The organism is Streptomyces sp. NPDC090499, assembly GCF_044769305.1.
Taxonomy (GTDB): domain Bacteria; phylum Actinomycetota; class Actinomycetes; order Streptomycetales; family Streptomycetaceae; genus Streptomyces.
The window spans coordinates 156,242-180,160 of the sequence record NZ_JBIVXP010000018.1; the positions used below are offsets into that span (position 1 = coordinate 156,242).

The 23,919-nt window shown below is 70.9% G+C and carries 18 protein-coding genes and 3 pseudogenes; 10 read left to right on the forward strand and 11 right to left on the reverse strand.

The features are described 5' to 3' along the window. Genes trxA through dnaK form a run of 6 tightly spaced genes read right to left on the reverse strand, consistent with a single transcriptional unit; the run spans window position 1 to window position 6,959 of the window. Complete coding sequence (trxA, locus tag ACIQVL_RS41365) at window positions 1-447, reverse strand: thioredoxin (RefSeq protein WP_403478033.1); 447 nt, start codon at window positions 445-447, stop codon at window positions 1-3. Beyond that, window positions 444-3,083 carry an ATP-dependent chaperone ClpB gene (gene clpB, locus ACIQVL_RS41370; protein ID WP_403478034.1) on the reverse strand — a complete coding sequence of 880 codons (2,640 nt, stop codon included), beginning with the start codon at window positions 3,081-3,083 and terminating at the stop codon, window positions 444-446. Before clpB ends, trxA begins: the two co-directional genes overlap by 4 nt. Further along, window positions 3,074-3,481, reverse strand: coding sequence for a chaperone modulator CbpM (locus ACIQVL_RS41375; RefSeq protein ID WP_403478035.1), 408 nt, complete (start codon window positions 3,479-3,481; stop codon window positions 3,074-3,076). Before ACIQVL_RS41375 ends, clpB begins: the two co-directional genes overlap by 10 nt. Further along, window positions 3,481-4,431 (reverse strand): DnaJ C-terminal domain-containing protein, encoded by a 951-nt coding sequence (locus ACIQVL_RS41380; RefSeq protein ID WP_403478036.1) that lies wholly within the window; start codon window positions 4,429-4,431, stop codon window positions 3,481-3,483. The genes ACIQVL_RS41375 and ACIQVL_RS41380 overlap by 1 nt, the downstream gene beginning before the upstream one ends. A gap of 6 nt (window positions 4,432-4,437) precedes the next feature. Continuing rightward, a complete protein-coding gene (locus ACIQVL_RS41385) occupies window positions 4,438-5,049 on the reverse strand; it encodes a nucleotide exchange factor GrpE (RefSeq protein ID WP_403478037.1) in 612 nt (203 codons plus the stop codon). An 8-nt stretch (window positions 5,050-5,057) separates the two neighbouring features. Beyond that, window positions 5,058-6,959, reverse strand: coding sequence for a molecular chaperone DnaK (gene dnaK / locus ACIQVL_RS41390; RefSeq protein WP_403478038.1), 1,902 nt, complete (start codon window positions 6,957-6,959; stop codon window positions 5,058-5,060). A gap of 291 nt (window positions 6,960-7,250) precedes the next feature. On the opposite strand from dnaK, the gene ACIQVL_RS41395 reads away from it, so the two are divergent. Next, on the forward strand, window positions 7,251-9,020 hold the full coding sequence (locus ACIQVL_RS41395; protein WP_403478039.1) for a PucR family transcriptional regulator: 1,770 nt from the start codon (window positions 7,251-7,253) through the stop codon (window positions 9,018-9,020). 161 nt (window positions 9,021-9,181) lie between these two features. Here the strand turns inward: ACIQVL_RS41395 and ACIQVL_RS41400 are convergent, their stop codons facing one another. Continuing rightward, window positions 9,182-10,072 (reverse strand): LysR family transcriptional regulator, encoded by an 891-nt coding sequence (locus tag ACIQVL_RS41400; RefSeq protein ID WP_403478040.1) that lies wholly within the window; start codon window positions 10,070-10,072, stop codon window positions 9,182-9,184. A 266-nt stretch (window positions 10,073-10,338) separates the two neighbouring features. On the opposite strand from ACIQVL_RS41400, the gene ACIQVL_RS41405 reads away from it, so the two are divergent. The 4 genes and pseudogenes from ACIQVL_RS41405 (at window position 10,339) to ACIQVL_RS41420 (ending at window position 13,568) form a co-directional block, all read left to right on the forward strand. Continuing rightward, window positions 10,339-11,526, forward strand: a complete 1,188-nt coding sequence (locus ACIQVL_RS41405; RefSeq protein ID WP_403478041.1) for an MFS transporter — start codon at window positions 10,339-10,341, stop codon at window positions 11,524-11,526. A gap of 102 nt (window positions 11,527-11,628) precedes the next feature. Beyond that, window positions 11,629-11,943, forward strand: a pseudogene (locus tag ACIQVL_RS41410) (aldo/keto reductase); the annotation flags it as partial. Window positions 11,944-12,236: 293 nt separating this feature from the next. Further along, window positions 12,237-12,686 carry a DUF1931 family protein gene (locus tag ACIQVL_RS41415; RefSeq protein WP_403478042.1) on the forward strand — a complete coding sequence of 150 codons (450 nt, stop codon included), beginning with the start codon at window positions 12,237-12,239 and terminating at the stop codon, window positions 12,684-12,686. Window positions 12,687-13,004: 318 nt separating this feature from the next. After that, complete coding sequence (locus ACIQVL_RS41420) at window positions 13,005-13,568, forward strand: type 1 glutamine amidotransferase domain-containing protein (protein ID WP_403478043.1); 564 nt, start codon at window positions 13,005-13,007, stop codon at window positions 13,566-13,568. 132 nt (window positions 13,569-13,700) lie between these two features. Here ACIQVL_RS41420 and uvrA read toward each other — a convergent pair whose 3' ends face one another. After that, window positions 13,701-16,169 (reverse strand): excinuclease ABC subunit UvrA, encoded by a 2,469-nt coding sequence (uvrA, locus tag ACIQVL_RS41425; protein ID WP_403478044.1) that lies wholly within the window; start codon window positions 16,167-16,169, stop codon window positions 13,701-13,703. Between the two features lie 333 nt (window positions 16,170-16,502). On the opposite strand from uvrA, the gene ACIQVL_RS41430 reads away from it, so the two are divergent. The 3 genes and pseudogenes from ACIQVL_RS41430 (at window position 16,503) to ACIQVL_RS41440 (ending at window position 20,700) form a co-directional block, all read left to right on the forward strand. Continuing rightward, window positions 16,503-17,633, forward strand: a complete 1,131-nt coding sequence (locus ACIQVL_RS41430) for a hypothetical protein (protein ID WP_403478045.1) — start codon at window positions 16,503-16,505, stop codon at window positions 17,631-17,633. A gap of 193 nt (window positions 17,634-17,826) precedes the next feature. Beyond that, a pseudogene (locus ACIQVL_RS41435) lies at window positions 17,827-18,250 on the forward strand (aldehyde dehydrogenase); the annotation flags it as partial. Between the two features lie 272 nt (window positions 18,251-18,522). Then, window positions 18,523-20,700, forward strand: coding sequence for an FUSC family protein (locus ACIQVL_RS41440; protein WP_403478046.1), 2,178 nt, complete (start codon window positions 18,523-18,525; stop codon window positions 20,698-20,700). A 346-nt stretch (window positions 20,701-21,046) separates the two neighbouring features. On the opposite strand, the pseudogene ACIQVL_RS41445 reads toward ACIQVL_RS41440, so the two are convergent. After that, a pseudogene (locus ACIQVL_RS41445) lies at window positions 21,047-21,306 on the reverse strand (Hsp20/alpha crystallin family protein); the annotation flags it as partial. Between the two features lie 15 nt (window positions 21,307-21,321). Between ACIQVL_RS41445 and ACIQVL_RS41450 the strand changes: the two are divergent. Further along, window positions 21,322-21,621, forward strand: a complete 300-nt coding sequence (locus ACIQVL_RS41450; RefSeq protein WP_403478047.1) for a helix-turn-helix transcriptional regulator — start codon at window positions 21,322-21,324, stop codon at window positions 21,619-21,621. A 213-nt stretch (window positions 21,622-21,834) separates the two neighbouring features. Here the strand turns inward: ACIQVL_RS41450 and ACIQVL_RS41455 are convergent, their stop codons facing one another. Both ACIQVL_RS41455 and ACIQVL_RS41460 read right to left on the reverse strand, forming a co-directional pair. Continuing rightward, complete coding sequence (locus ACIQVL_RS41455; RefSeq protein ID WP_403478048.1) at window positions 21,835-22,473, reverse strand: phosphatidylserine decarboxylase; 639 nt, start codon at window positions 22,471-22,473, stop codon at window positions 21,835-21,837. Between the two features lie 251 nt (window positions 22,474-22,724). Then, window positions 22,725-23,354, reverse strand: coding sequence for a type III effector protein (locus ACIQVL_RS41460; RefSeq protein WP_403478049.1), 630 nt, complete (start codon window positions 23,352-23,354; stop codon window positions 22,725-22,727). A gap of 129 nt (window positions 23,355-23,483) precedes the next feature. On the opposite strand from ACIQVL_RS41460, the gene ACIQVL_RS41465 reads away from it, so the two are divergent. Next, window positions 23,484-23,915, forward strand: a complete 432-nt coding sequence (locus tag ACIQVL_RS41465; protein WP_403478050.1) for an Hsp20/alpha crystallin family protein — start codon at window positions 23,484-23,486, stop codon at window positions 23,913-23,915. Window positions 23,916-23,919: the final 4 nt, after the last annotated feature.

Sequence of the window (23,919 nt, forward strand, 5' to 3'; positions counted from 1 at the left end):
TCACCCTTCCCGGGCCGTGATCGACTGTTCCACCCACTGGCGCAGAGCGGGGGCGGGCGCCGCCCCCGTCTGCCGGGCGACCGTCTCGCCCCGGTCGAGGACGAGCAGTGTCGGTACGGCCTGGACCTCGAAACGCTGCGACAGTCGCGGGTTCTTGTCGATGTCGACCTTGACGAGTTTGATGCGGCCGGCGAGATCGGTGGCGACCTTCTCCAGCGCGGGGCTGACCAGGCGGCAGGGGCCGCACCAGGTGGCCCACAGGTCGACCACGACGGGGACGGCGGCCTGCTCGGCGATCTCGGTGAAGTCGTCGTCGCCCGCGTCCACCATCCACGGTAGGGGCTGCTTGCAGTGGCCGCACTTGGGGCGGCCCTCCGCGGCCACGGGCACCCGGTTGGTGCGCCCGCAGTGGGGACAACGGACGGTCGTCGCCTGGATCGTGCTCATGCCGCACGCGCTCCCTTCACGTCCTCGGACTGGTCGTAGGTGACCACCAGCTCTCCGTGTTCGGCGTCGACGCGGACCGTCGCGCCGTCCTGGACGTCGCCGCGCAGCAGGGCGCGTCCGACCATCGTCTCGACCTCGTGGGAGATGTAGCGGCGCAGCGGCCGGGCCCCGTACACCGGGTCGTAACCCTGGTGGGCGATCACCTCGCGTGCGGCATCGGTGAGTTCGACGGTGATGCGGCGTTCGGCGAGGCGGCGGCGCAGTTCGTCGAACTGCAGCTCCACGATCCGCTCGATCTGCCGCTCGCCGAGCGGCTTGAACAGCACGATGTCGTCGACGCGGTTGAGGAACTCCGGGCGGAAGTGCCCGCGCAGCTCGCCCATCACCAGGGCGCGGGCGTCCGGCTTGATCTCGCCCTCGGCGGTGGCGCCGTCGAGGAGGTGCTCGGAGCCGATGTTCGACGTCATGATGATCACGGTGTTGCGGAAGTCGACGGTGCGGCCCTGGGAGTCGGTGATGCGGCCGTCGTCGAGGACCTGCAGCAGGGTGTTGAAGACATCGCTGTGCGCCTTCTCGATCTCGTCGAACAGCACGACCGAGTACGGCTTGCGGCGCACGGCCTCGGTGAGCTGGCCGCCTTCCTCGTAGCCGACGTATCCGGGCGGTGCGCCCATGAGCCGGCTGACGGTGTGCCGCTCCTGGTACTCGCTCATGTCGAGGCGGACCATGTTCTCCTCGGAGTCGAACAGGGCCGCCGCGAGGGTCTTGGCCAGTTCGGTCTTCCCGACGCCGGTGGGGCCGAGGAAGATGAACGAGCCGATGGGGCGGCGCGGGTCGCGGATGCCGGAGCGGGCGCGGATGACGGCGTCGGCGACGAGTTTGACGGCCTCGTCCTGGCCGATGACGCGCTCGCGCAGGATCTCGTCGAGGCGCAGCAGCTTCTCGCGTTCGCCCTCCTGGAGGCGGGCGACGGGGATGCCGGTCCAGGCGGCGACGATCTCGGCGATCTCCTCCTCGGTGACGACCTCGCGCAGCAGCCGGTTCTGCCCCTGTTTGGCGGCCAGTTGCTCCTCCTCGGCGTTCAGCCGGCGCTCCAGGTCCTGGAGGCGGCCGTAGCGGAGTTCGGCGGCCCGGTTGAGGTCGTATGCGCGTTCGGCCTCCTCCGCGTCGTGGCGGACCTGCTCCAGTTCCTGGCGCAATTCCTGCACGCGGCGGATCGCCTGGCGTTCGGCCTCCCACTGGGCGTGTTTGGCGTCGGCCTCGCCGCGCAGGTCGGCCAGTTCCCTGCGCAGTTCCTCCAGGCGGGCTTTGCTGGCGGGGTCGGTCTCCTTGGACAGGGCGGCTTCCTCGATCTCCAAGCGGGTGACGCGGCGGGTGATCTCGTCGAGTTCGGCGGGCATCGAGTCGATCTCGGTACGCAGCCGGGCGCACGCCTCGTCGACCAGGTCGATGGCCTTGTCGGGCAGGAACCGGTCGGTGATGTAGCGGTGGCTGAGGGTGGCCGCGGAGACCAGCGCGGTGTCCTGGATCTTCACGCCGTGGAAGACCTCGAGACGTTCGCGCAGTCCGCGCAGGATGGAGATGGTGTCCTCCACGCTCGGCTCGTCGACCAGGACCTGCTGGAAGCGGCGTTCGAGGGCGGCGTCCTTCTCGATGTGCTTGCGGTACTCGTCGAGGGTGGTGGCGCCGATCATGTGGAGTTCGCCGCGGGCGAGCATCGGTTTGAGCATGTTGCCCGCGTCCATGGCCCCTTCGGCGGCGCCCGCTCCCACGACGGTGTGGAGTTCGTCGACGAAGAGCAGGATGCGTCCTTGGGCGGCCTTCACCTCGGACAGCACGGCCTTGAGGCGTTCCTCGAACTCGCCACGGTACTTGGCGCCGGCGACCAGGGAGCCCATGTCGAGGGCGAACACCGTCTTGTCGCGCAGCCCCTCGGGGACGTCGCCGCGCACGATGCGCTGGGCCAGGCCCTCGACGATGGCGGTCTTGCCGACGCCGGGGTCGCCGATGAGGACGGGGTTGTTCTTGGTCTTGCGGCTGAGGATCTGGGTGACGCGGCGGATCTCCGCGTCACGGCCGATGACCGGGTCCAGCCGTCCGGACCGGGCCTCCAGGACCAGGTCGCGGCCGTACTTCTCCAGCGCCTCGTAGGCCACTTCGGGGTTGGCGGAGGTGACGCGCTGGTTGCCGCGGACCTGGGTGAGCGCGCTCAGGAACGAGTCCCTGGTGATGCCGGCCTGTTTGAGCAGGCGTCCGGCGGCGGTCGAAGAGCTCTCCTCGGCCAGGGCGAGCAGGAGGTGCTCCACGGACACGTACTCGTCCTTGAGGCGCTTGGCCTCCCGTTCGGCGGCGTCGAGCAGGCGGGTGAGGCGCTGGGTGACGAAGACCTGGCCGGGTGCCGCGCCGGGGCCGGTGACCTTCGGGCGGCGGGAGAGTTCCTCGCCCACGGCCGCGCGCAGTTGCCTCGGGTCGGTGCCTGCCTGTTGCAGCAACCGCGGGATCAGACCGTCCTCCTGCTCGAGAAGTGCGAGCAGCAGGTGTTCCCCGTCGACCTCGGTGTGCCCCATGCCGACGGCCGCGGTCTGGGCCTCCTGGAGGGCTTCCTGGGACTTCTGGGTGAGACGGTTCATGTCCATGGGGGTGTTTCACTCCTCATGCCGCGGCCGCGCAGCGCGGCTTCGAGCAGGCTGATGCGGTCGAGCAGGTCGAGCACCAGGCCGATGGATGCGTAGTTGAGGCAGAGTCCGGTGCGCAGCCGCTGGATGCGGGCGAGAACCGCCGGGGCCGTGGGGTCGAACACCAGGTGTCCCGCGGCGTCGCGTTCGGCGTCGACAAGGCCGAGGGCGACGAACCGGCGGATCAGGTCGGGGTGGAGGCCCGAGCGACGGGCCACGGCGTCGAGGGAGAGTCTGGGGGCGGGCACGAGCGCGTACCGGACAGCCGTCGAGGCGGTGATGTCTGCGCCCGTGCGTACCGGACGGGCGCCCCCACCGGCCCAGCCGATGCCTGCCGCTCCCGCGGGTCGGTCGGTCATCACGTCCTCCTGGGGTCGAACGAGGAAGTGGCGGCGAGTTCCTCGAACAGTTCGCGCTCCCGGTCGCCAAGGGTGGGCGGCACCATGATGCGGAGTTCGGCGTACAGGTCGCCGTTCGTACCGCGCGGGTTCGGCATGCCCTCGCCACGCAGCCGCAGCCGCCGGCCGCTGGACGAACCCGCGGGCACCGTGACCTTGGCCGTGCCGCCGCCGGGCGTGGGCACCGGCACGGTCGCGCCCAGGGCCGCCTCCCAGGGGGCGACCGGGACCTGGACGTGCACGTCGCGGCCGTCCAGCCGGAACCGCGGGTGCGGCTGGATACGCACTCGCAGGTACAGGTCGCCCGCGGCGGCGTCACCAGTGCCCCGGCCGCCCTCGCCCGCCAGCCGGATGCGTTGCCCGTCGGTGACGCCAGGCGGCACGTCGACCTCGTACCGTCGCGGCTGCCCGGTGGGACCGGCGAGCGTGACGGTGCGTCGGCCGCCTCGGTAGGCCTCCTCGACGGTGAGCGGCAGCTCGGCCTCCTGGTCCGCTCCCGGAACGCGGCCTGCGGCGGCGCCGGCTCCGAACATGGAGCCGAACAGGTCCTCGATGTCGATGCCTTCCGCGCCGAGGTCGTCGCCGAAGCCGGTGGCGTACCGGACACGGGGCCCGCCCCCGCCCGCGGTCCTCCGACCGCGGAAGCCGCCGCCCGCTCCGGCCGCGACCCGTTCGTCGAAGTCCTCGGGGATCTTGCGGAAGTCCTCCCCGAAGCGGTCGTAGCGGGCCCGGGTCCTGGGGTCGGACAGGACGCTGTGTGCCTCGTTGAGGTCCTTGAAGCGCTCCTCCGCGCCGGGGTCCTTGTTGACGTCGGGGTGGTACCTGCGGGCGAGTTTGCGATACGCCTGCTGGATCTCGTCCTGGCTCGCGCTCCGCGGCACGCCCAGCACCTCGTAGTAGTCCCGTGCCATGACCCGTCACTCCCGTTTCGCGACGGTCACCGCGGCCGGCCTGAGCTGCCTCTCGCCGTCCCCGTAGCCGGGGCGCAGCACCTCGACGACCGTGCCCGGCGGGGCGTCGGGGTCCTGGACGACGCCGACCACCTCGTGCCGCGCCGGGTCGAAGGCGACGCCGGTCTCCGCGTGCCGCGGGTAGCCGAGCAGTTCGAAAACATTCACCGCCTGGTCGCGTACGGCCCGGATGCCCTCCACGATCGCGCCCGGATCGGCGCCCGCGTGGGTCAGGGCGAGTTCGAGGTTGTCGAGGACGGGTAGGAAGGCGGCCGCCGTGCGGGACCGCTCGGCCGCCCGTTCGCGCTCCAGTTCCCTGGCGTGGCGCTTGCGAAGGTTGTCGAGGTCGGCGAGTGCGCGCCGCCAGCGGTCCTCCAGTTCCTGGATCGCGGTCGTGTACTGGTCCTCGGCAGTCGCGGGGCCGGCGGCGTCGGGTCCCGGTTCGCCGCTCGCCGCTTCCGGCCGGGTCGGCGAGCCCGGTTGGGGCAAGTTCCCGCGCGGAGGGCGGACGGCGCCTTCCGGGACCGGTTCGACCGGATCCGACGCGGCCCGGCCGGGTTCCTGGGGGTAGGAGGGCATGGCGCGCCTCAGCCCTTGTCGAACTCGGCGTCGATGACATCATCGTCACCGCCACCGCCACTCGTGGGACCACCGGCGGCGGCATCCTGGCCGGGACCGCCATCCGCGGTGGCGGCGCCCTGGTGGGCCGTCAGCCCGGCGAGCACCTGCTGGAGTTCGGAGGTCAGGGGCCGCACACGCTCCACGCCCGCTTCTTCCTTGACCGCCGCGCGGGCGTCGGACACGAGCATCTCGGCGCGTGCCTTCTCGTGCGCCGGCGCCGCGTCGCCCAGTTCGGCGAGGCGCCTGTCGACCTGGTACGCGACGGCGTCGAGTTCGTTGCGGGCGTCGACGGCCTCGCGGAGTGCATGGTCCTGGCCCTGGTTGCGCTCGGCCTCCTGGACCATGCGTTCGACCTCACTGCGGTCCAGGTTGGAGCTCTCGCTGATGGTGATGCCCTGTTCCTTGCCGGTGTCCCGGTCGCTGGCCTTGACGTTGAGGATGCCGTTGGCGTCGACGTCGAAGGTGACCTCGATCTGTGGTTCGCCCCGCGGCGCCTGCCGGATGTCGGTGAGCTGGAACCGGCCCAGCACCCGGTTGTCGGCCGCGGACTCGCGCTCGCCCTGCAGCACCACCACGTCGACGGCCGGCTGGTTGTCCTCGGCGGTGGAGAAGGTCTCGGCGCGGCGCACCGGGATGGTGGTGTTCCGCTCGACGATCTTCGTCATCACTCCGCCCCGCGTCTCCACGCCCAGCGACAAAGGTGTGACGTCGAGCAGCAGGACGTCCTTGACCTCGCCCTTGAGCACCCCGGCCTGGATCGCGGCGCCCAGGGCCACGACCTCGTCGGGGTTGACGCTCATGTTGGGTTCCTTGCCGCCGGTCAGCCGGCGGACCAGGGCTTGGACGGCGGGGATGCGGGTGGAACCGCCGACCAGGATGACCTCGTCGATGTCGCTCTCGCCGACCTTGGCGTCGGCCATCGCCTGCTGGACCGGTCCCAGGCAGCGCTCCACCAGGTCGCTGGTGATCTGCTCGAACGTGGACCGCATGATCGAGTCGGTGAGGTGCTTGGGGCCAGAGGCATCGGCGGTGATGAACGGCAGGCTGACCTGTGTCTGCGTCACCGAACTCAGCTCGGTCTTGGCCTTCTCCGCTGCCTCGAACAGTCGTTGCAGCGCCTGCGGGTCCTTGCGCAGGTCGATGCCGTTCTCCTTCTGGAAGTCGTCCGCGAGGTGATCCACCAGACGCCGGTCGAAGTCGTCGCCGCCCAGGTGGCTGTCGCCTGCGGTCGAGCGCACCTCCACCACGCCGTCGCCGACGTCGAGGATGCTCACGTCGAAGGTGCCGCCGCCCAGGTCGAAGACGAGGACGGTCTCGTGCTCCTTCTTTTCCATGCCGTACGCGAGGGCGGCCGCCGTCGGCTCGTTGATGATCCGCAGCACCTCCAGTCCCGCGATCCGTCCGGCGTCCTTGGTGGCGGTGCGCTGAGCGTCGTTGAAGTAGGCGGGCACCGTGATGACCGCCTCCGTGACCCGCTCCCCGAGTTGCTTGGAGGCGTCGTCGGCGAGTTTGCGCAGCACCTGTGCGCTGATCTCCTCAGGCGCGTAGAGCTTGTCGCGCACCTTGAAGCGAGCCGCCCCGCCCTCGCCTTCGACGACGTCGTACGCGACCGCCCTGGCCTCCTCGGAGATCTCGTCGAAGTGCCGGCCGATGAACCGCTTGGCCGAGTAGATGGTGCCCTTGGGGTTGAGGATCGCCTGGCGCCGGGCCAGCTGGCCCACCAGACGTTCCCCGGTGTCGGTGAAGGCCACCACGGACGGTGTCGTGCGGTTGCCCTCGCTGTTGGGCACGACGGACGGCTCGCCGCCCTCCCACACGGCGATCACAGAGTTGGTGGTGCCCAGGTCGATGCCCACTGCCTTGGCCATGAGGAACTCCTCCCGGTACGGCGCCCGCGTCGACTCTCCGGATCACGTTCGCTCAGGTAGGGGTGGGACCTCCGCCGGTTTCCCACCGGTGCGCACGGAGGGTCTCGAGCACTCCCCAGGGTGACGAACCGGGTGGCTGCACGCCTGCGCCTGGCGAGTCAGGAACGCACGGTCCCGGTCGTCCTACGAGTACGAGAGAAAGAATCCGAACATCTTGGGTAAGTCGACTCAAAGGGGGTAGGGGAAGTACCTCTCACCTCCCTGATGACGCGGGGAGAACGGGGTGATCGCATGGCCGGCAGTCGGGCGTCCAGCCCGTACCACCGCTGCGCCGACCGGGCAGGCAGCGCCTGGCGGCACTCGGCCGCCGCTCGCAGGCAGCCCCGCCCGCCCGCTCGTACCCGGGCCGACCATGACCCCCGCGACCTGATGGTGCTCTCCGGCGCCCTGTTCGACACCCCGGACGAGGACGAGATTCTGCACCTGGCCATGGACCACGTAGCGGCCGCGGGGCCGTACCGGGTCGAGGCCGGATACCTCAAGAGGGACGGCGACCTGGTCCCCAGCCCGAGGAACGGGCAGACGCAGGCTCTGGCTCTGGGTCGCAGGGTGCGGGAGCTGGCCGGGCAGGACGGCCCTGTGACCGTACCCGGCAGGTCCTGGGGCAGGGCCCTGGGGCTACGCGGACCTGAGGGACTTTACGGCTACCTCGTGGTGTCGTCCTCCCGCTCCTGGCCGCCGGAGTCTGACCGATTCCTGCTCGCCACGATCGTCGAGCACACTGCTGCCGCACTGTCAGTGGCGTTCGCGCGCCGCATCCGACGCAGGGACGCGTGGGAGCTGCACCGGCTCAGGGACGAACGCGCAGCCCTCCAGCGACAGCTGATCTCCGTCGTGGCTGAGCTCGGGTACCAGCGGGCCGTTCTCGCGCTCACGGCCGACGTCGCTGCCTCGAGCGGAGGCGAGGAAGCCATCACCCGCGCACTGCACAGGCTCACTGGACTCCCCGCGCTGGTCGAGGACCGCTTCGGTCGGCTGAGGTCCTGGACCGGCCCCGGCCGCCCCGACCCCTATCCCGAACCGGACCCCGTGCGTCAGGACGAACTGCTGCACGCCGTCGCCCGGCAGACGGGGCCGGTGCGGACAAAGGGCCGGCTGATCACCCTGGTACGCCCGCACGGCGAGATCCTGGGCGTGCTGGCCCTGGTCGATCCCGGGGACGAGGCCGACGAGCACACCGTCCTGGCCCTGGAACAGGCAGCCGCGTCGCTCGGCCTGGAAATGACGCACCTGCGCAATCTGGCCGAAACGGAGCTGAGGCTGCACCGCGAGCTGGCCGCCGACCTCCTGGCAGGGACGGACGATCCGAGCGCCTACGCCCGGTCCGAGGCAGTCGGACACGACCTGCACCGCACCCACTACATCGTCGTGGTGCAGTGGCCGAACCGGACCGCCGACGATTCCTTCGCACAGACCGTGGGGCGGGCGGTCTCCGTCGTGGGCATGCGCGCGCTGCTGACCCGTCGCTCCGACCACATCGTCCTCATCGCCGACGAGAGGCCGCACGCCCGCGCGCTGTACGAGGCGCTCGCCCGGGAGACCGGAACACGGTCCGGGACGATCGGGGTGAGCGCCCCTTCCTGCTCCCCGAAGGACATCCCCCACCACTACCAGGAGGCGCAGCGCGCCCTGGACGTGCGCCGCCACTCCCGCGAGCGCTACGGCACGACGTTCTTCGACGAACTCGGCCTCTACCGCATCCTGGGACCTGGCAACGATTACCGGGAACTGGAGACGTTCGTCCACGAGTGGCTCGGTCAGCTCATCGACTACGACTCCCGGCATCACACGGCCATGGTGGAGACCCTGTCCCGGTATTTCGACTGCGGCGGCAACTACGACGAGACCGCCGAATCCCTCGCCATCCACCGCAGCACGCTGCGCTATCGGCTCCAGCGCATCCGCGACATCAGCGGCGACGACCTTGCGAACGTCGAGGACCGGCTGAACCTCCAGGTGGCGACCCGAGTGTGGAAGATCGTACTGGGCGCCCCCCGCTGATACCTCGCTGGAACTTCCGGCCCCGAGAAGGTGTCCGACACCGCCTGCTGGGCGACGGCGGCGTGAGCGTCGGCGGATGCCGCGGCGGATGCCGCGGCCGGAGCGAGCGCGGCGGGCCGGACACCACCGACGGCTGAGGCCAGGGCATCGCGGCCCGGACGTCACAGGGCGATGACGTGGAGGTCGACCAGGTCGAGCAGCGCCCCCAGGGCCGAGCTGGGCCGCCGGGTCGACGACGTGCCGAGATGCATGCTCCAGCGGAGCATGGTGTTGTCGACGTCCAGGACGTGCAGGCCGGGGGTGCGGGCAACGGCGAACGTGGGGAGGAAGGCGATGCCCAGACCGTGCCGGACCAGTGCCGCCCCCATGTCGATGTCGGGCACTTCCAGTGCCACCCGGCGTACGACGCCCGCCGCCGCGAATGCCCGGTCGACCACCTCGCGGTTGCCGTAACCGGGCGGGAAGTCCACGAAGGGCTCCTCCGCGAGATCCGCAAGTGCCACCTCCCCCCGCTGCGCGAGCGGATGGGCGGCGCCCACCACCAGGACGAGCGGCACGGTGGCCAGCTCCCGCGCGTCGATCCCGGCGGGCCTGTGCTCGGGCAGCGACAGGAAGGCCACGTCCAGGTCTCCGCTGAGCAACGCGTGCGCCAGTCCCGCCGAGCCGGTCGTCGCCAGCCGCAGCCGGACGTCGATCGCCGGATGCCGGGTGTGCAACTGCCCGAGGAGCGCAGGCAGGTCCACCACCTCGACCGAGGCCATGGCGCCCACGTTCACCGTGCCGCGCAGTGTGCCCTGTGCCTCGCGCACGGCGTCCTGGGCCGCCTGGGCGGCGTGCAGGGTGGCCCACGCCTCCGGCAGCAGCGCCGCGCCCGCCCCGGTGAGCCGGACCTGCTGCGACGTCCGCTCGAACAGCGCGCAGCCGAGCTCGCGCTCCAGGGAGCGGATCGCGGCTGACACCCCCGACTGCACCATGTGCAGCCGACGTGCGGCACGCGTGAAACTCAGCTCCTCGGCGACGGCGATGAAGTGCTCCAGCTGACGTAGCTCCACACGAGAAGTATCTCTCACATTGCTCGAGCCCAGCAGAAACATTCGTTGGCTTTGATCCAGGCTGGTGAGGAGGATGGAAAGCGCCATCCGATTCCGCCTGAGGAGGGGTACCCCTGCCTGCCGTTCCCAAGCCGCTGAGCCGTCCCACAGCCGACGCTCCCGGCGGCCCGACCCGCCGGATCCCTGCGTCCGTTCCCGCCGGCCTGCCGCCCCGCGCCCCCGCCCGGCGCCGTGCCTCGCACACGACCGGCTTCTGGTTCGTGGCGGTGGCCTTCATCGTGCTGATGGCCTTCGGCACCGCGCCGACCCCGCTGTGGCCGCTGTACGAGGCCCGGGACCACTTTGGCGCGACCACGGTCACGGTGGCGTACGCCTCGATGGTCGTGGGCGCGGCGGCCGCCTTCCTCGGACTGGGACACCTGTCGGACCGGCTCGGCCGGCGGCGCATCATCGTCCCGGCGCTGCTGGTCGGAATCGTCGCGTCGGTCGTACTGATCGCGTGGCGGGACCTGCCGGGGCTGATCGCGGGCAGGATCCTGAACGGTGTGGGACTGGGACTGATGGCCTCGACCGCGACGACGTACCTGCACGACCTCCACCACGAGGCCCGCCCGGAACGGACGGGTTCTCTGCTGCCCGGCATCGTGGCCACCGCCGCCAACCTCGGCGGCCTGGCCTCAGGCCCCCTCGTCGCCGGAGCCGCCGCCGAGTGGCTTCCCGCGCCGCTGATCACCACCCAGGCGATCTTCACGCTCGCCATGGCAGTGTGCCTGGCGCTGGTGCTGTCCACCCCGGAGACCGTGGACCTGGAGCTGCCCGCGGCCGAACCGCCCAGCAGGTTCGACCTGCGCCCCGGCGGCCGGCGGACGTTCGGCGCGGCCGGCGCACTGGGCGCCTTCGCCTTCGCGATCCTCGGCCTGATCTCCTCTCTCGGGGCGAGCGTGCTTCACGGCACCCTGCACACCGACTCACACCTCCTGGTCGGCCTGGCGGCCTTCCTGATGTTCGGTTCCGCGGCGGTCGCCCAGCTGGTGCTTGGGCGCCTTCCAATGCCCCGGGTCCTGACCGTGGGGGCAGTGGTCTTCCCGGTCGGCCTGGTCCTGTGCGCCGTCGCTCTCTACCACCCGGCGCTCTGGCTCTACCTGGTCGCCGTGTCCCTGTCGGGACCCGGCTCCGGGCTGCTGTTCAAGGGAGGCGTCGAACGTGCCGTCTCAGTGGCCGAGCCCGCCTCACGCGCGGGGGTCCTCGCCGTCTTCTTCGTCGTGGCGTACCTCGAAATGGGCGTGCCCTCCGTCCTGTTCAGCATCGCCTTGCGGCACTTCGCCGTGCAGACCGCGATGATCGGCTTCGCGGCGGTCCTCTCCTGCGGCGCCACGGTGTCGGTCGCCGTCGCGTTGCGCGATCGCGCACCCGGTCCCGGCACGGGCACGGTGCAGTCCGCCCGCCCTTTCTGACCTCCCTGCGGCGCATGTGGCACCGCTTGTCCGGGAGGCGCGGACCTGGGTACTCGGCCCAGGCGCGCGTGACACGGATCCACGGCGGACGGGAGGCCCGAGATGTCTGCGGAATCGGCCAGAACGATCACGCTCCCCTCCGGTGAGGAGATCGCGGCGCTCGGGCAGGGCACCTGGTACCTGGGCGAGGACCCGGCCCGGCGTGAACAGGAGGTCGCCGCGCTGCGGCTGGGTGTGGACCTGGGCATGAACGTCGTCGACACGGCGGAGATGTACGGCGACGGCGCAGCCGAGGAGCTCGTCGGGGAGGCCCTCCGGGGACGCCGGGAGGAGGTCTTCCTCGTCAGCAAGGTGCTGCCCGGCCACGCCGACCGGAAGGGCACCGTCGCCGCCTGCGAGGGCAGCCTGCGGCGGCTCTGAGGGGGCCCCGAACACTCCCGCTTCCACGAGCTGGTCCTCTCGTCCGGTCAGCAGTTCTCGTTCGAGGCGTTGCAACGCCGTGCAGCCATCCCGCGGACGGCCGAACCGCTGGCCAAGGGATGCCTGAGCACTTCATGCTGCCCTGCCAGGGGAAGAGGGGGTGGCCTTTTTCGGCCCGGGGTGCGGAGGCACTCAGCAGGGGGTCTGGGAATCTCGACCGGGTAACAACCCGATGGCGGCGCAGGCGCGAGGGAACGACGCCGTCCGTTCCCCGTGAGGAGGCGACAGGCATGACTGTGATGGGCGTGTCGAAGTTCGAGCGGTTCTTCCGCGCCGCCGCAAGCCTCGACGTGGACAGGAACGACCTCAAGCGGTACGGCGACTTTGTCGACGCCAAGCTCTACGACCTCCTGGTCGTGGGTCAGGCGTCGGCCCAGGCCAACGGAAGGGACACCGTCGAGCCGTGGGACCTACCGATCACCAAGGGCCTCCAGGAGAGCATCCACCGGTTCCGGCGGCTCGACGAGGAGGTCGAGCTGAAGCCGATCCTGGAACAGCTCGCCGCGCACCCTCCCCTCGACAGGGCACCCACCCAGGAGGCCGAAGACCGCTTCCCCGAGATCATCGGCGGTCTCAGCGTCGCTCTCGCCGAGACGTTCAGAATCATGTATCCGGATGTCAAGAACCCCCAGACCAGCCACTGGGAGGGCGCGACCGCGGTGTTCGACCGGCTGCTTTAGCAGTCGCGCCCCGGCGCATGTCGGCGAACTGAACCGGCGGGCGGAAGGTGGAGACCGGGAATCCTCGCCAAGGCTTGGGGCGCGCCGCACGTGCTCGGGGATTCGCGAGCGCGGTTCCAGTGGGGCTGGTCGCCCCGCCGGGAAAACCACACCCTTTTGCCTCCACGCAACGGCCCCTGACCCGGAAGGTCGTTTCGAGGGTGCCTCTCGTCCCGCGGTGCGCCGACCCGAGGGAAAGCCGGGCCGCCTCCGGCCGGGCCTGGCGGTCGCCGGCCCGGAAAAGGGATGCGGACAGCGACTCGTGAAGGGAGCCGAACCATGACACAGGAACTCCAGGGGATGCGGGTGGGGATTCTCGCCGCCGACGGCGTCGAGCGCGTGGAGCTCGACCAGCCGCGCGGTGCGCTGCAGGGCGCGGGGGCGAAGACCGAGATCGTCTCGCTCCATCCCGGCGAGATCCAGGCCCGCCAGTTCGACCTCAACGCGGCCGGAACCTTCCCTGTGGACCGCCTGGTCGCCGACGCCTCCGTCGACGACTACCATGCCCTGCTGCTGCCCGGCGGCACCATGAACCCCGACCAGCTGCGCATGGACCGCGACGCGGTGCAGTTCGTCAAGGACTTCATGGCCAGCGGGAAACCGGTCGCATCGATCTGCCACGGCCCGTGGACCCTGGTGGAAGCCGACGCCGTGCGCGGCCGCCGTCTGACGTCCTGGCCCAGCATCCGCACCGACCTGCGCAACGCCGGCGCGGAGGTCGTCGACCAGGAGGTGGTCGTTGACGGGCAGCTGGTCACCAGCCGCAGCCCGGCCGACCTGCCCGCCTTCTGCGCCGCCGTCGTGGAACAGTTCGCCCGATCCCACCACCCCATGCCCGGCTGACCCGGCGGAACGGGCCCGGAAACGGGACACTTCGCGATCGATGTCCGCCACACCCTGGAACGCAGCAGTGCGACGCGCGCGACCCCGTGCCCCGCACCCGGCTGACCGGTGCTCAGGCCCTCGTACCGTCCGTCAGGAGCGCGCGAGCCGGGCCGCGAGATAGGGCGCGGTGGCGCTGCGGCGGGCCTTCGCCACCTTGGCCGGCGGTCCCGTCGCGACCACCCGGCCGCCCGCGTCTCCGCCGCCAGGCCCGAGGTCGATGACCCAGTCGGCGGTGGCGATCGTGTCCAGGTCGTGCTCGACGAGGACGACCGTGTTGCCGGCGTCGACGAGCCGGTGCAACTGTCGCAGCAGCAACGCGATGTCCGACGGGTGCAGCCCCGCCGTCGGCTCGTCGAGCAGGTACAGCGCGTGCCCGCGTCGCGCTCGCTGCAGTTCGGTGGCCAGTTTGATGCGCTGCGCCTCGCCACCGCTGAGTTCCGTCGCGGGCTGGCCCAGCCGCAGGTATCCCAGTCCCACCTCGCGCAACGTCTCCAGGCTGCGGGAGGCGGCCGGGACGGCGGACAGGAACTCGGCGGCGGCGTTGACGGACAGCGCCAGTACGTCCGCGATGTTCTTGCCGCGATAGGTCACCTCCAGCGTCTCGGCGTTGTAACGGGCGCCGTCGCAGGTCGGGCACGGTGCGTATGTGCCGGGCAGGAACAACAGTTCCACGGCGACGAATCCTTCTCCCTGGCAGGTATCGCACCGCCCCTCGGGCACGTTGAAGGAGAAGCGTCCGGCCGAGTAGCCGCGCGCCCTGGCGTCGTCCGTCGCCGCGTACAGCTTGCGCACCGCGTCGAACATCCCCGTGTACGTGGCCAGGTTGGACCGGGGAGTCCGGCCGATGGGCCGCTGGTCGACCCGGACCAGCCGGTCGAACGACTCGACCCCCGAGGCGTCCTGGACGTCGACCTCCAGCTGCGCCTCGTCGGGCCCTTCGGGCGCGAGTCCGAGGTGGCTGCGGACGACCTCGGCGAGCACCTGCGTCACCAGCGTCGACTTTCCGGAACCGGACACGCCCGTGACCGCCGTCAGTACGCACAGCGGTACCTCGACGGACACATCGTGCAGGTTGTGGCGGGAGACGCCGCGCAGGTGCAGCCAGCCGTGTGGTGTGCGCGGGCGGTGATCGAGCGGCTGGGCACGCCCGAACAGGTAGCGGCTCGTGGCCGACTCCGCGACCCGCTCGAGACCGGCGACCGGGCCGCTGTACAGCACGCGTCCGCCGCCCTCACCCGCGCCGGGGCCGATGTCGACCACCCAGTTCGCCCGCCGTACGACGTCCATGTCGTGCTCCACGACGAAGAGCGAATTGCCCGCCGCCTTGAGGCGGTCCAGCACGTCCATCAGCGGTTCCGCGTCGGCCGGGTGCAGACCCGCGGAGGGCTCGTCGAGGACGTAGACGACGCCGAAGAGCCCTGAACGCAGCTGGGTGGCGATCCGCAGGCGCTGCGCCTCGCCCGGCGAGAGGGTCGTCGAGCGCCGGCCGAGGCTGAGGTATCCGAGGCCGAGGTCGAGCAGTACGTCGATCCGCGCGACCAGGTCGCCGCAGATCCGGACCGCGACCTCGGTGCTCTCGCCGGAGCGGGCGGTCGATGTGGCGGCCTCGGCATCGGAGCGTCCCGCGGTGGGCCGCAGCAGCTCCACGACTTCGGTGAGCGGCATTGCGTTGATCTCGGCGATGGAACGTCCGGTGAAGGTCACGGCGAGTGCCTCGGGCCGCAGTCCGCTTCCGTGGCAGGCGGGGCAGGGCACGCTCCTGACGAAGCGAAGCGCCCGTTCGCGCATCTTCTCGCTCTTGGAGTCGGCGAGGACGTGCATGACGTGTTTGCGGGCGCTCCAGAACGTGCCCTGGTATCCGTAGTCGACGCGGTCCGCCTCCGGCTCGATGTACACGGAGGGCTGCTCGTCCGTGTACAGCAGCCAGTCGCGGTCCTTCTTCCTGAGCCTGCGCCATGGCCGGTCGATGTCGATGCCCAGGCCGTTCACGACACTGCGCAGGTTGGCGCCCTGCCAGGCTCCCGGCCAGGCGGCGATCGCACCCTCGCGGATGCTCAGTGAGGGGTTCGGGACGAGCAGGTCCTCGGCGACGTCGTGCACGACGCCCAGCCCATGGCATTCGGGGCAGGCGCCGGCTGGGGTGTTGGGCGAGAACGACTCGGCCTCCAGCCGTGCCGCCCCGGGCGGATAGGTCCCGGCGCGGGAGTACAGCATGCGCAGCAGATTGGACAGCGTGGTGAGGGTGCCGAGCGTCGAGCGCGAACTGGGCGACCCGCGTCGCTGCTGCAGGGCCACGGCCGGTGGCAGGCCGGTGATTTCCTGCACGTGCGGTGCGCCGACCTGCTGCAACAGCCTTCGGGCGTACGGTGCCACGGACTCGAAGTAGCGCCGCTGGGCCTCCGCGTAGAGAGTGCCGAACGCGAGCGAAGACTTGCCCGAACCGGAGACGCCGGTGAAGGCGACCATCGCGTCACGTGGAACGTCGACATCGATGTTCCGCAGGTTGTTCTCATTGGCGCCACGGACATGCACAAAGGGGTCGATCGCGACCTTGTTCACCGTTCCTGATTACCTGATCGCGCCGGGAACCGCGCGACAGGCGCCGTCACCGGGTCCCGGGCCTCACCCTCTGCCTAGGAGGACGATTGTCCGGCCGAAGCCTCATGGAGCCCCCGCCGCGAGGCGACGGCCCTCGGCGCCCACTCCCGATCGGACCTGGCTATGGATCCACCGAACCCGTCGGGGCCTTGCAGGCCCTGCACGGGGAGGAAGAGATCTGACCGTACTGCCTGCACCCGGCGGCAGGGGTGAGCGTGTCACGCGGCGTCGGCGGTACCTCCGGGGCATCCTGTGGGCACGGGCGATCGCGGGGGCAGCCGACGAGAAGGAGTCATGCGGGTGTCGTCCCAGGACGTTACGGTCGTGGCTCTCCTGGCGGATCCCGACGCGCCCACGGAGATCGCTCAGCGCATGGCTCGAATCCTTCCCACTCGGCTCGCCGACGAGTCAGGCCATGGCGGACGGTTCGACGTCGAGGTGGTCAGTGAACCCTTCACCGCAGGCACTGAGGACCCGCCCACCTTGATGCGCCGGATCATGGACCGCGGAAGAGCGGAGAGGTGGGACATCGTCGTGGCCCTCACCGACCTTCCGTTGCACTCACACGGTCGCAAGGTCGTTGTGGATCTGAGTCACGAACACGGCTTGGCACTGCTGTCTCTTCCTCCGCTGGGGGGCTTGCGTCTGCAGACGAGGGCCCGGCGGGCCGTGGAAGAAGCGGTGCTCAGCTTGGCGGGTCGGCGAGCCGCCGGGGCTGAGGGGCCTCCGCAGGGTCAGCCGCATCTGGAGCCCTTCGTCAGTCGTCTCGCGCCTATTCACCCGGGCCCGGTCAGTGAGGAGGAGACCGCTGATCTTCGGTACGTCGTCAGCGGGCCGCGCGGTTACCTGAGGGTGCTCGTCGGCATGGTCCGTGCCAACCGGCCGTGGCGGTTGGTGCCGGGCCTGTCGAAAGCCCTGGCGGCCGCGCTCGCCACGGGAGCGGTCGCCACCGTGAACTCCACCATCTGGAACCTGGCCGAGCTCCTGAGCGTGCCACGCCTCGTGATCGCCACGGTCGGGTCCGTCGCGCTCATGATCGGCTGGCTGATCGTGGACGCGCAGCTGTGGCATCGATCAGCGGAGGTCTCGCGGGAGGCGAGGCAGAGGGCGGGGCTCTACAACGCCTCGACGGTCATGACGGTGGGTATCGGGGTGCTCGTCTGCTACGTGGGTTTGATCGTCATCAACTTGGTGTGGGCCCTGTTCATCCTCAACGGCCAAGTTTTCGACTCCACGACACGAACCCCGCTTCGCGCCGCGGAATACTGGACGTTGTCCTGGTTCGTCGCTTCGGTCGCCACGGTGGGGGGCGCGCTGGGAACGGGCCTGGAGAGCGACGAGGCGGTCCGGGCAGCGGCCTATTCCAAACGGGAACAGGAACGCCGCCACATGCTCCACGACGACGGTGACCAGCCGGCGACCTGAGCCAACGATTCGTCAGTGGTTGGTGATCGGTGATTTCGCTGATCGATCGGTGCGGGCTGTTACGCGTCGGGGCCGACGGGGACCCGGACGGTATGCCGCCTGAGCGCCGAAGCTCTGACGGGCAGGACCGTGGCGGCACCACCGTTCCACCTGAACCGGGTGGCCGGCCCCCCGAGGCGTGCCGGAGACATGCTGCGAGCGCCTCGGCTGCCAGGCGCAGGACCCCGAGGGACATGAGGACGCCAGCCTCACGCTCAACGGCCTGATCGACTCGGTAAGGTTCACCGGCGAAATCGGCGTGGTGGGCGTGTTCCTGCCCCGGGACCCGGCGGCGCGGAGGCCCAGGGCGAACTGGAGGCGCGGGACAAGGTCCCGATCGACTTCGGCATGATGTGGTTCGAGGGCCAGCACATGGGCGCCGGGCAGGCGCCGGTGATGAGGTGCAACCGGGCGTTGCGGGATCTGATCGCCAGCGGGATGGCGAAGCCGAGCTTCGTCGTCTCCCACGAACTCGGCCTGGACGAGGCCCCCAACGCCTACGAGCACTTCGACGCCCGTGACGGGGTTGGACCAAGGTGGTCCTGCATCCCAACGGACACGGGAACGGCCACAAGCGGCAGGCGACCCGGGCCGCCGTCCCGCCTTTTCCGGCCGGGGCCAGGGGCAATCGCCCGCGCTCCGGTCGGTCCCGACCCAGCGGCGATTGCCCGGGGCCCCGGTCCGGTAGGGCGGACGGCGGACGCCCAGGAGTGCCCGCAGTGGCTGCACCCCGTCCAGCGGCTGCGGCCTCCGGCATGTTCGCGGGGTGCGCAGGCTTCCTGCCCGAGGGCTGCCGTACCTCGATCTGGCCGACGCGACCCCGCAGAGTGTTCCGGCTAAGCTCACACCCGTGACGTGGCTGCGGGCCTTCGGGGAGGTCGTGCGATCCGGGCTCACGATCGAGGAGACGCGGCTGGAGCCCCTGCTCGCGCTGCGCACGGCCGCTGGGGTGGCGATCGTCGTCGGGCCGGCGCTGTGGCTCGTCTCCCCTGCGTACGCCGCGTCCGCCGCCCTCGGTGCCTACTCCGCGGGTGGGGCCACCTTCCAGCGCACCTGGCGTCCACGCAAGGTGATCGCGCTCGGCGCGGGCGCGGGTCTGGCGCTCAGCACCTTCGTGGGCTACCTGGCGGCGGGGCGACTCGTGACGTTCCTCCCCCTCCTGACCGTATGGGCCTTTGCCGCGGGGATGGCTTGGGCCGTCGGATCCACCGCCGGGATCGTCGCGGGGACGACGGTCGGCAGCATGCTGGTGACCGTCACTCTGCCCACGAGCGTCGGGCGGGCCCTGGAGCACGCCGGGGTCATCGCGCTCGGGGGCCTGGCCCAGGCCGTGCTGATCCTGCTGTTCCCGATCCGGCGTTGGGGGGCGCATCGTGACGCGCTCGCCGACGCCCTTGCCGCCGTGGCGGACTACGCCCGTCGGTTGCGGCACGACCCGACCGCCCCGTTCGACCCGGAGCCGCTGATGACGGCCCGGGACGCGGCCGCCGTGACACCGTCACAGGCTCGCTCCCGTCCCCCCGTCCTCCACGGCCCCCGGGGCCTCGCCGAGCGCATTCGGCCGGTCGTGGCCGCGCTCGCCGACCCGGACGTCGGCGCCCCGGTGGAGGGACCCGGGCGGGACCGCGCGCGGGAGCTGCTCGACGCGGCCGCCGACGTCCTGGACGCGGCCGCTCGTTCGATCCGCCGCGGCACTCCCGCCGAAGTGCGGCCCGGCAGCACGGACGTCCTGCGCGTCGACGAGGAGCACGAGGTGTTGGAGGGCCCCGCGCGAGAGGCCGCCGAGCGGCTCGTGGAACTGCTCGGCGAGGCGTTGGAGATCGCCGGGACCGGCTGCGCCCGCGGGAGGACGCCCACGCCGCGCGGCCCGGCGGACGCCCAGTTCCTGGCGCGCCCGACCATGTTCCGGCTGGTCCCGGTCGTCGTTGGGGCGGTCCGCCGTGAGCTCCGCCGGGACTCGCCGGTGTTACGGCACGCCGTCCGCCTGGCCGCGGTGGCCACGCTTGGCTACCTGATCGCCGCCCGGCTGCCTCTGGGCCACGGCTACTGGGCGCCCATCGCCTCGGTGATGGTGATGCGGCCGGACTTCCACAGGACGTACGCGCGTGCGGTGGCCCGTCTCGCCGGGACCCTGGCGGGGGTCGCACTCGCCACCGGGATGGTGCGGGCCCTGGGCCCGGACGCCCATGTGTTCGGCGTCCTGGTGGTGGTCTCGGCGGGCCTGTCGTACATGCTGAACCGTACCGGCTACGCCTACTCCCAGTGCTTCACCGCCGCGTACGTCGTCTTCCTGCTCGGCATGGGCGGCCAGGCATGGGAACAGACGGTCACGGAGCGGGTGGTGCTCACCCTGCTCGGCGGGGCCCTCGCCATGCTGGCGTACGTGATCTTCCCCGCGTGGGAGACGCCCCGACTGCCGGGCCGGCTCGCGGACTGGCTCGCCGCCAACGGTCGCTACGCGGCCGCGGTGCTCCGCAGCTACGCCGAACCGACCCGTGAGCATCACGCCGACATGCGCAGGGCACTGCTGGCGAGCAGGGAGGCACGTGCCGCCTGGCACGAGGCATACGACCGGGCGAGGCGGGAACCGGTGCGCCCCAGGGGGCTGACGTCGCGCGAGGCGGAGGAGGCGCAGGAGGCGCTCAAGGGTTTCGGCCGGGCGGCGATGCTCATGGAGAGCCACGTCCCGCAGGCTGACAGCCGTTTCGTCCCCGAGGCGGAGCGGCTCGCCGAGGCCCTGGAGGCGGACACCGCGCAGGCGGCAGCCGATGTGCGCGAGCACAGGAATCCGGACTGGGGGCGCGTGGAGGAGGCGCTCCACGCGTGGGAGGACGCCACCGCCGAGGACCGCAGCCAGGTCGCCCGGCTCGAGGCGGAATTGCAGAAGCGGGCCTTGGAAGACCTCGCGACGGCCGTGAGCCGCACCCCCCTGGAACGGGACGTCGGCTCTGCTCGCGAGGAGCAGCGGGTGCGGGCGGCCTTGGCGGCGGAGGGTGACGGATCAGGACCCGCGCACCGGGGCGGGTGACGGCCCCGGCGACGGCGAGCGCCGCGCCTGCTGGACCGGGAAGTAGTCTCCCGGCCGCGTCCCGCGCCGCCACACGTGGGCCGCCGTCGCCCTCACGAGGATCAGACCCGCCAGGATCAGCAGTTCGATGCCCTCCGCGTTCCCGTACGCAGGGTCTGTGATTCGCGGATCGTGTGGGTGGTGTCGTGGACCGGATGCGTTTCCTGTCAGGTTCAGCGTGTTGAAGGCCGACCTTCACCGAACTCGCCCTGCGGTGGGAGACGGATGGCCGTCTCGTACCGGGCCGGCCGGATGGGGAGATCGGTGCCCCGTCCTCCGCCGCTGTTCGGCTCCTGTCGTCCTTGGGTCAGCCGGAGATCTCACTGCGGCCGGATCCGCCGCCGACGGCGATCTTGCGGGGCTTGGCGCGCTCCGCGATCGGGGTCCGCAGGGTGAGCACGCGGGCGTAGTAGTCGGCCTCGATGTGCTTAGTGTCCAGCGTGTCGGCCAGCACGATCTGGCGGGAGAAGACACCCGGCGGCGCTCTGACAGTTCCATCCGAGTGTCGTCGGCCTTCGCCACGGGCCGACGCTCGGCCTTGACGATCAGCATGTTCCGCTCGACGTCGTGGGACGGGTAGGGGTGGATGAGCAGTTCGGGAAGTGGTACTTGCTCACCAACCATGCGCGCGTACTGGTGATCATCGCACGCGAAGCCGCACCCCTTCTCCGCGACATCGCCGAGGAGTGCGGTATTACGGAACGCACAGTCCAGAGCATCGTCACCGATCTGGAACAGGCCGGCTACCCGCGGCGCGAACGTGAGGGACGTTGCACGCGCTACAGCCTTCGCTTGGACAGCAGCCCTAAGCATCCGGCAGAGGCACACGTGTCCGTCCGGGAGCTGCCGGAACTCTTCGGACCACGCGACAGCCGCCGATGAAGCCCCCTGCCCACTCCCACGTCGGCATGCCGGGGCTGGGCCTGGAACTGACGCTGGCGGTCCGGCATCGCGTTCGCGTGGAGCCGACCGGACCCCCGTCGTGAAACGTCATCTGCTGCTGCGTTCACCTCCGCCTGGGGTATGTAGAGCTGCTCCGGCTGGGGGCGAACCAAATGACACGACCGGGCTCCGAGCGGGTCAGCGCGTTGCTCGTCAAGCGCGGTCGAGCCGGGTGACACCGGCCACCGTCTTCTGTCCGACCTCGACCGCGACCTCCACGCCCTCGGGCAGGTAGATGTCGACGCGCGAGCCGAAGCGGATCAGGCCGATGCGGTCGCCCTGCTCGACCTTCGTGCCCTGCGGGAGGTAGGGCACGATGCGACGGGCCACCGCGCCGGCGATCTGGATCATCTCGATGTCGCCGAGTTCGGTGTCGAAATGCCAGACTACGCGCTCGTTGTTCTCGCTCTCCTTGTCGAAGGCGGGAACGAAGCCACCGGGGATGTGCTCCACCGACGTCACGGTGCCGGACAGCGGCGCCCGGTTCACGTGGACGTTGAGCGGGCTCATGAAGATCGCGACGCGGGTCCGGCCGTCCTTCCACGGCATGATGCTCTGCACCACACCGTCGGCGGGGGAGATGACGCGGCCCTGGGCGATCTCACGCTCGGGGTCGCGGAAGAACCACAGCATGCCCGCCGCGAGCGTGGTGGCGGGCACGGCGACGGCCTTCGCGGCGCCGGAGCGACGGGCGCGCAGGAGGCTGACGGCTGCGGTGGCGACGGTCGGGAGAAGCCACGGCGATGCTCCGCGCGCGAGGCGGACCGGGCGGGGAGAGGGCGGGAAGGGCACAGAAACTCCTGATCAGCAGGTTCCGACGAAGACATCTCATCCTGGCCCCCGCGCCAAGCCCAGCAGGTCCGCTTGAAAGAGGGTGTGAGACCAGCACAGAGGCTGAGGCAGACCCGCAGCGATCATCCCGCAGCCGGGAAGGCGGCGTACTCCATCAGGCGTACATGCCGTCCCCGGTACGACGTGAGGCGGCCGCAAATGCCACTCCCCGAATGGCTCGCACCCGGCTGAGTGGCGGGGCGTCCCGCGCGTCAGGGGGGAGTGAGGGTGTCGAGTCGGTCGGCGAGGTCGGGGTGGGCGGCGGCCAGGTGGGGACGGGTGGCGGCCAGGGGGGCGAGGAGGGCGGCGGGGTCGTTGTGGGCGAGGGCGGCGTGGAGTTCGTGGAGCGGGCGGCGGGCGGCGGGGGGAAGGTCGGTGAGGGAGGTGATCTGGCCGGCGAGGCGGCGCAGGTCGGCCGCGTGGTCGCGGGCCCAGCCGGTGGTGTTGCGGTCGGCGGCCCGGGCCTGACGGGTGGCCGTCACGCGCTGTTCGCCGGTGGTTCCGGCCGGGCCGGGGCGGCCGCGCAGGTAGCGGCGTTCGGCGGCCTGACGGCTGGCGACGCCCAGGGGAGAGGCGAGGTCGGCCCAGCTGGCGCCTGCGTTGCGGGCGGTTTCGATCAGGCCGCTCTCCCATCCGGCGAGCCGCTCGCGTACCTGCCGCAGCAGCATCAGCGAGGCGAGGGCCTGCTCCGGGGCCGGCCCGGTGCCGAAGATCTCGGGGGTTTCGTGCTGGGCGTGGCGCAGAGCGCCGTCTATGGCTTCGAGGGCCGCCGCGGCGGCGAGGAACGATGCGGGGCTGTGGGCGTCGGCGTCGGTGGGGACCGGTTGGTCGGGTGCGGTCACGGGCACCTCCCTCGTGTCGTCATCGCATCGACGACATCGTGTTTGTCATCCATTGGATGACATGCTACAACGGTGTCAGTGCAGCGCATTGGCAGTAACTGCCTACAACCTGCTGGAGGTGTTTTCACGATGTTGATGCGCACTGACCCCTTCCGTGAGCTGGACCGGCTGGCGCAGCAGCTGATGGGCCCGGGCACCTGGTCGAAGCCGTCGGCGATGCCGATGGACGCCTACCGCGAGGGCGACGAGTACGTGGTGGCCCTCGACATCCCCGGCGTCACAGCCGACGCGATCGACATCGACGTCGAGCGGAACATGCTCACCGTCAGAGCGGAGCGGCGGCCGACGGCGAAGGCCGACGACGTGCAGATGGAGCTGTCCGAGCGGCCGCTGGGCGTCTTCTCCCGCCAGCTCGTGCTCGCCGACACCCTCGACACCGAGCACATCGAGGCCGACTACGACGCGGGTGTGCTGACCCTGCGCATCCCGATCGCCGAGCGCGCCAAGCCGCGGAAGATCTCCATCGGCGTCGGGGCCGGCCGCAAGGAGATCTCCGGCTGACGCC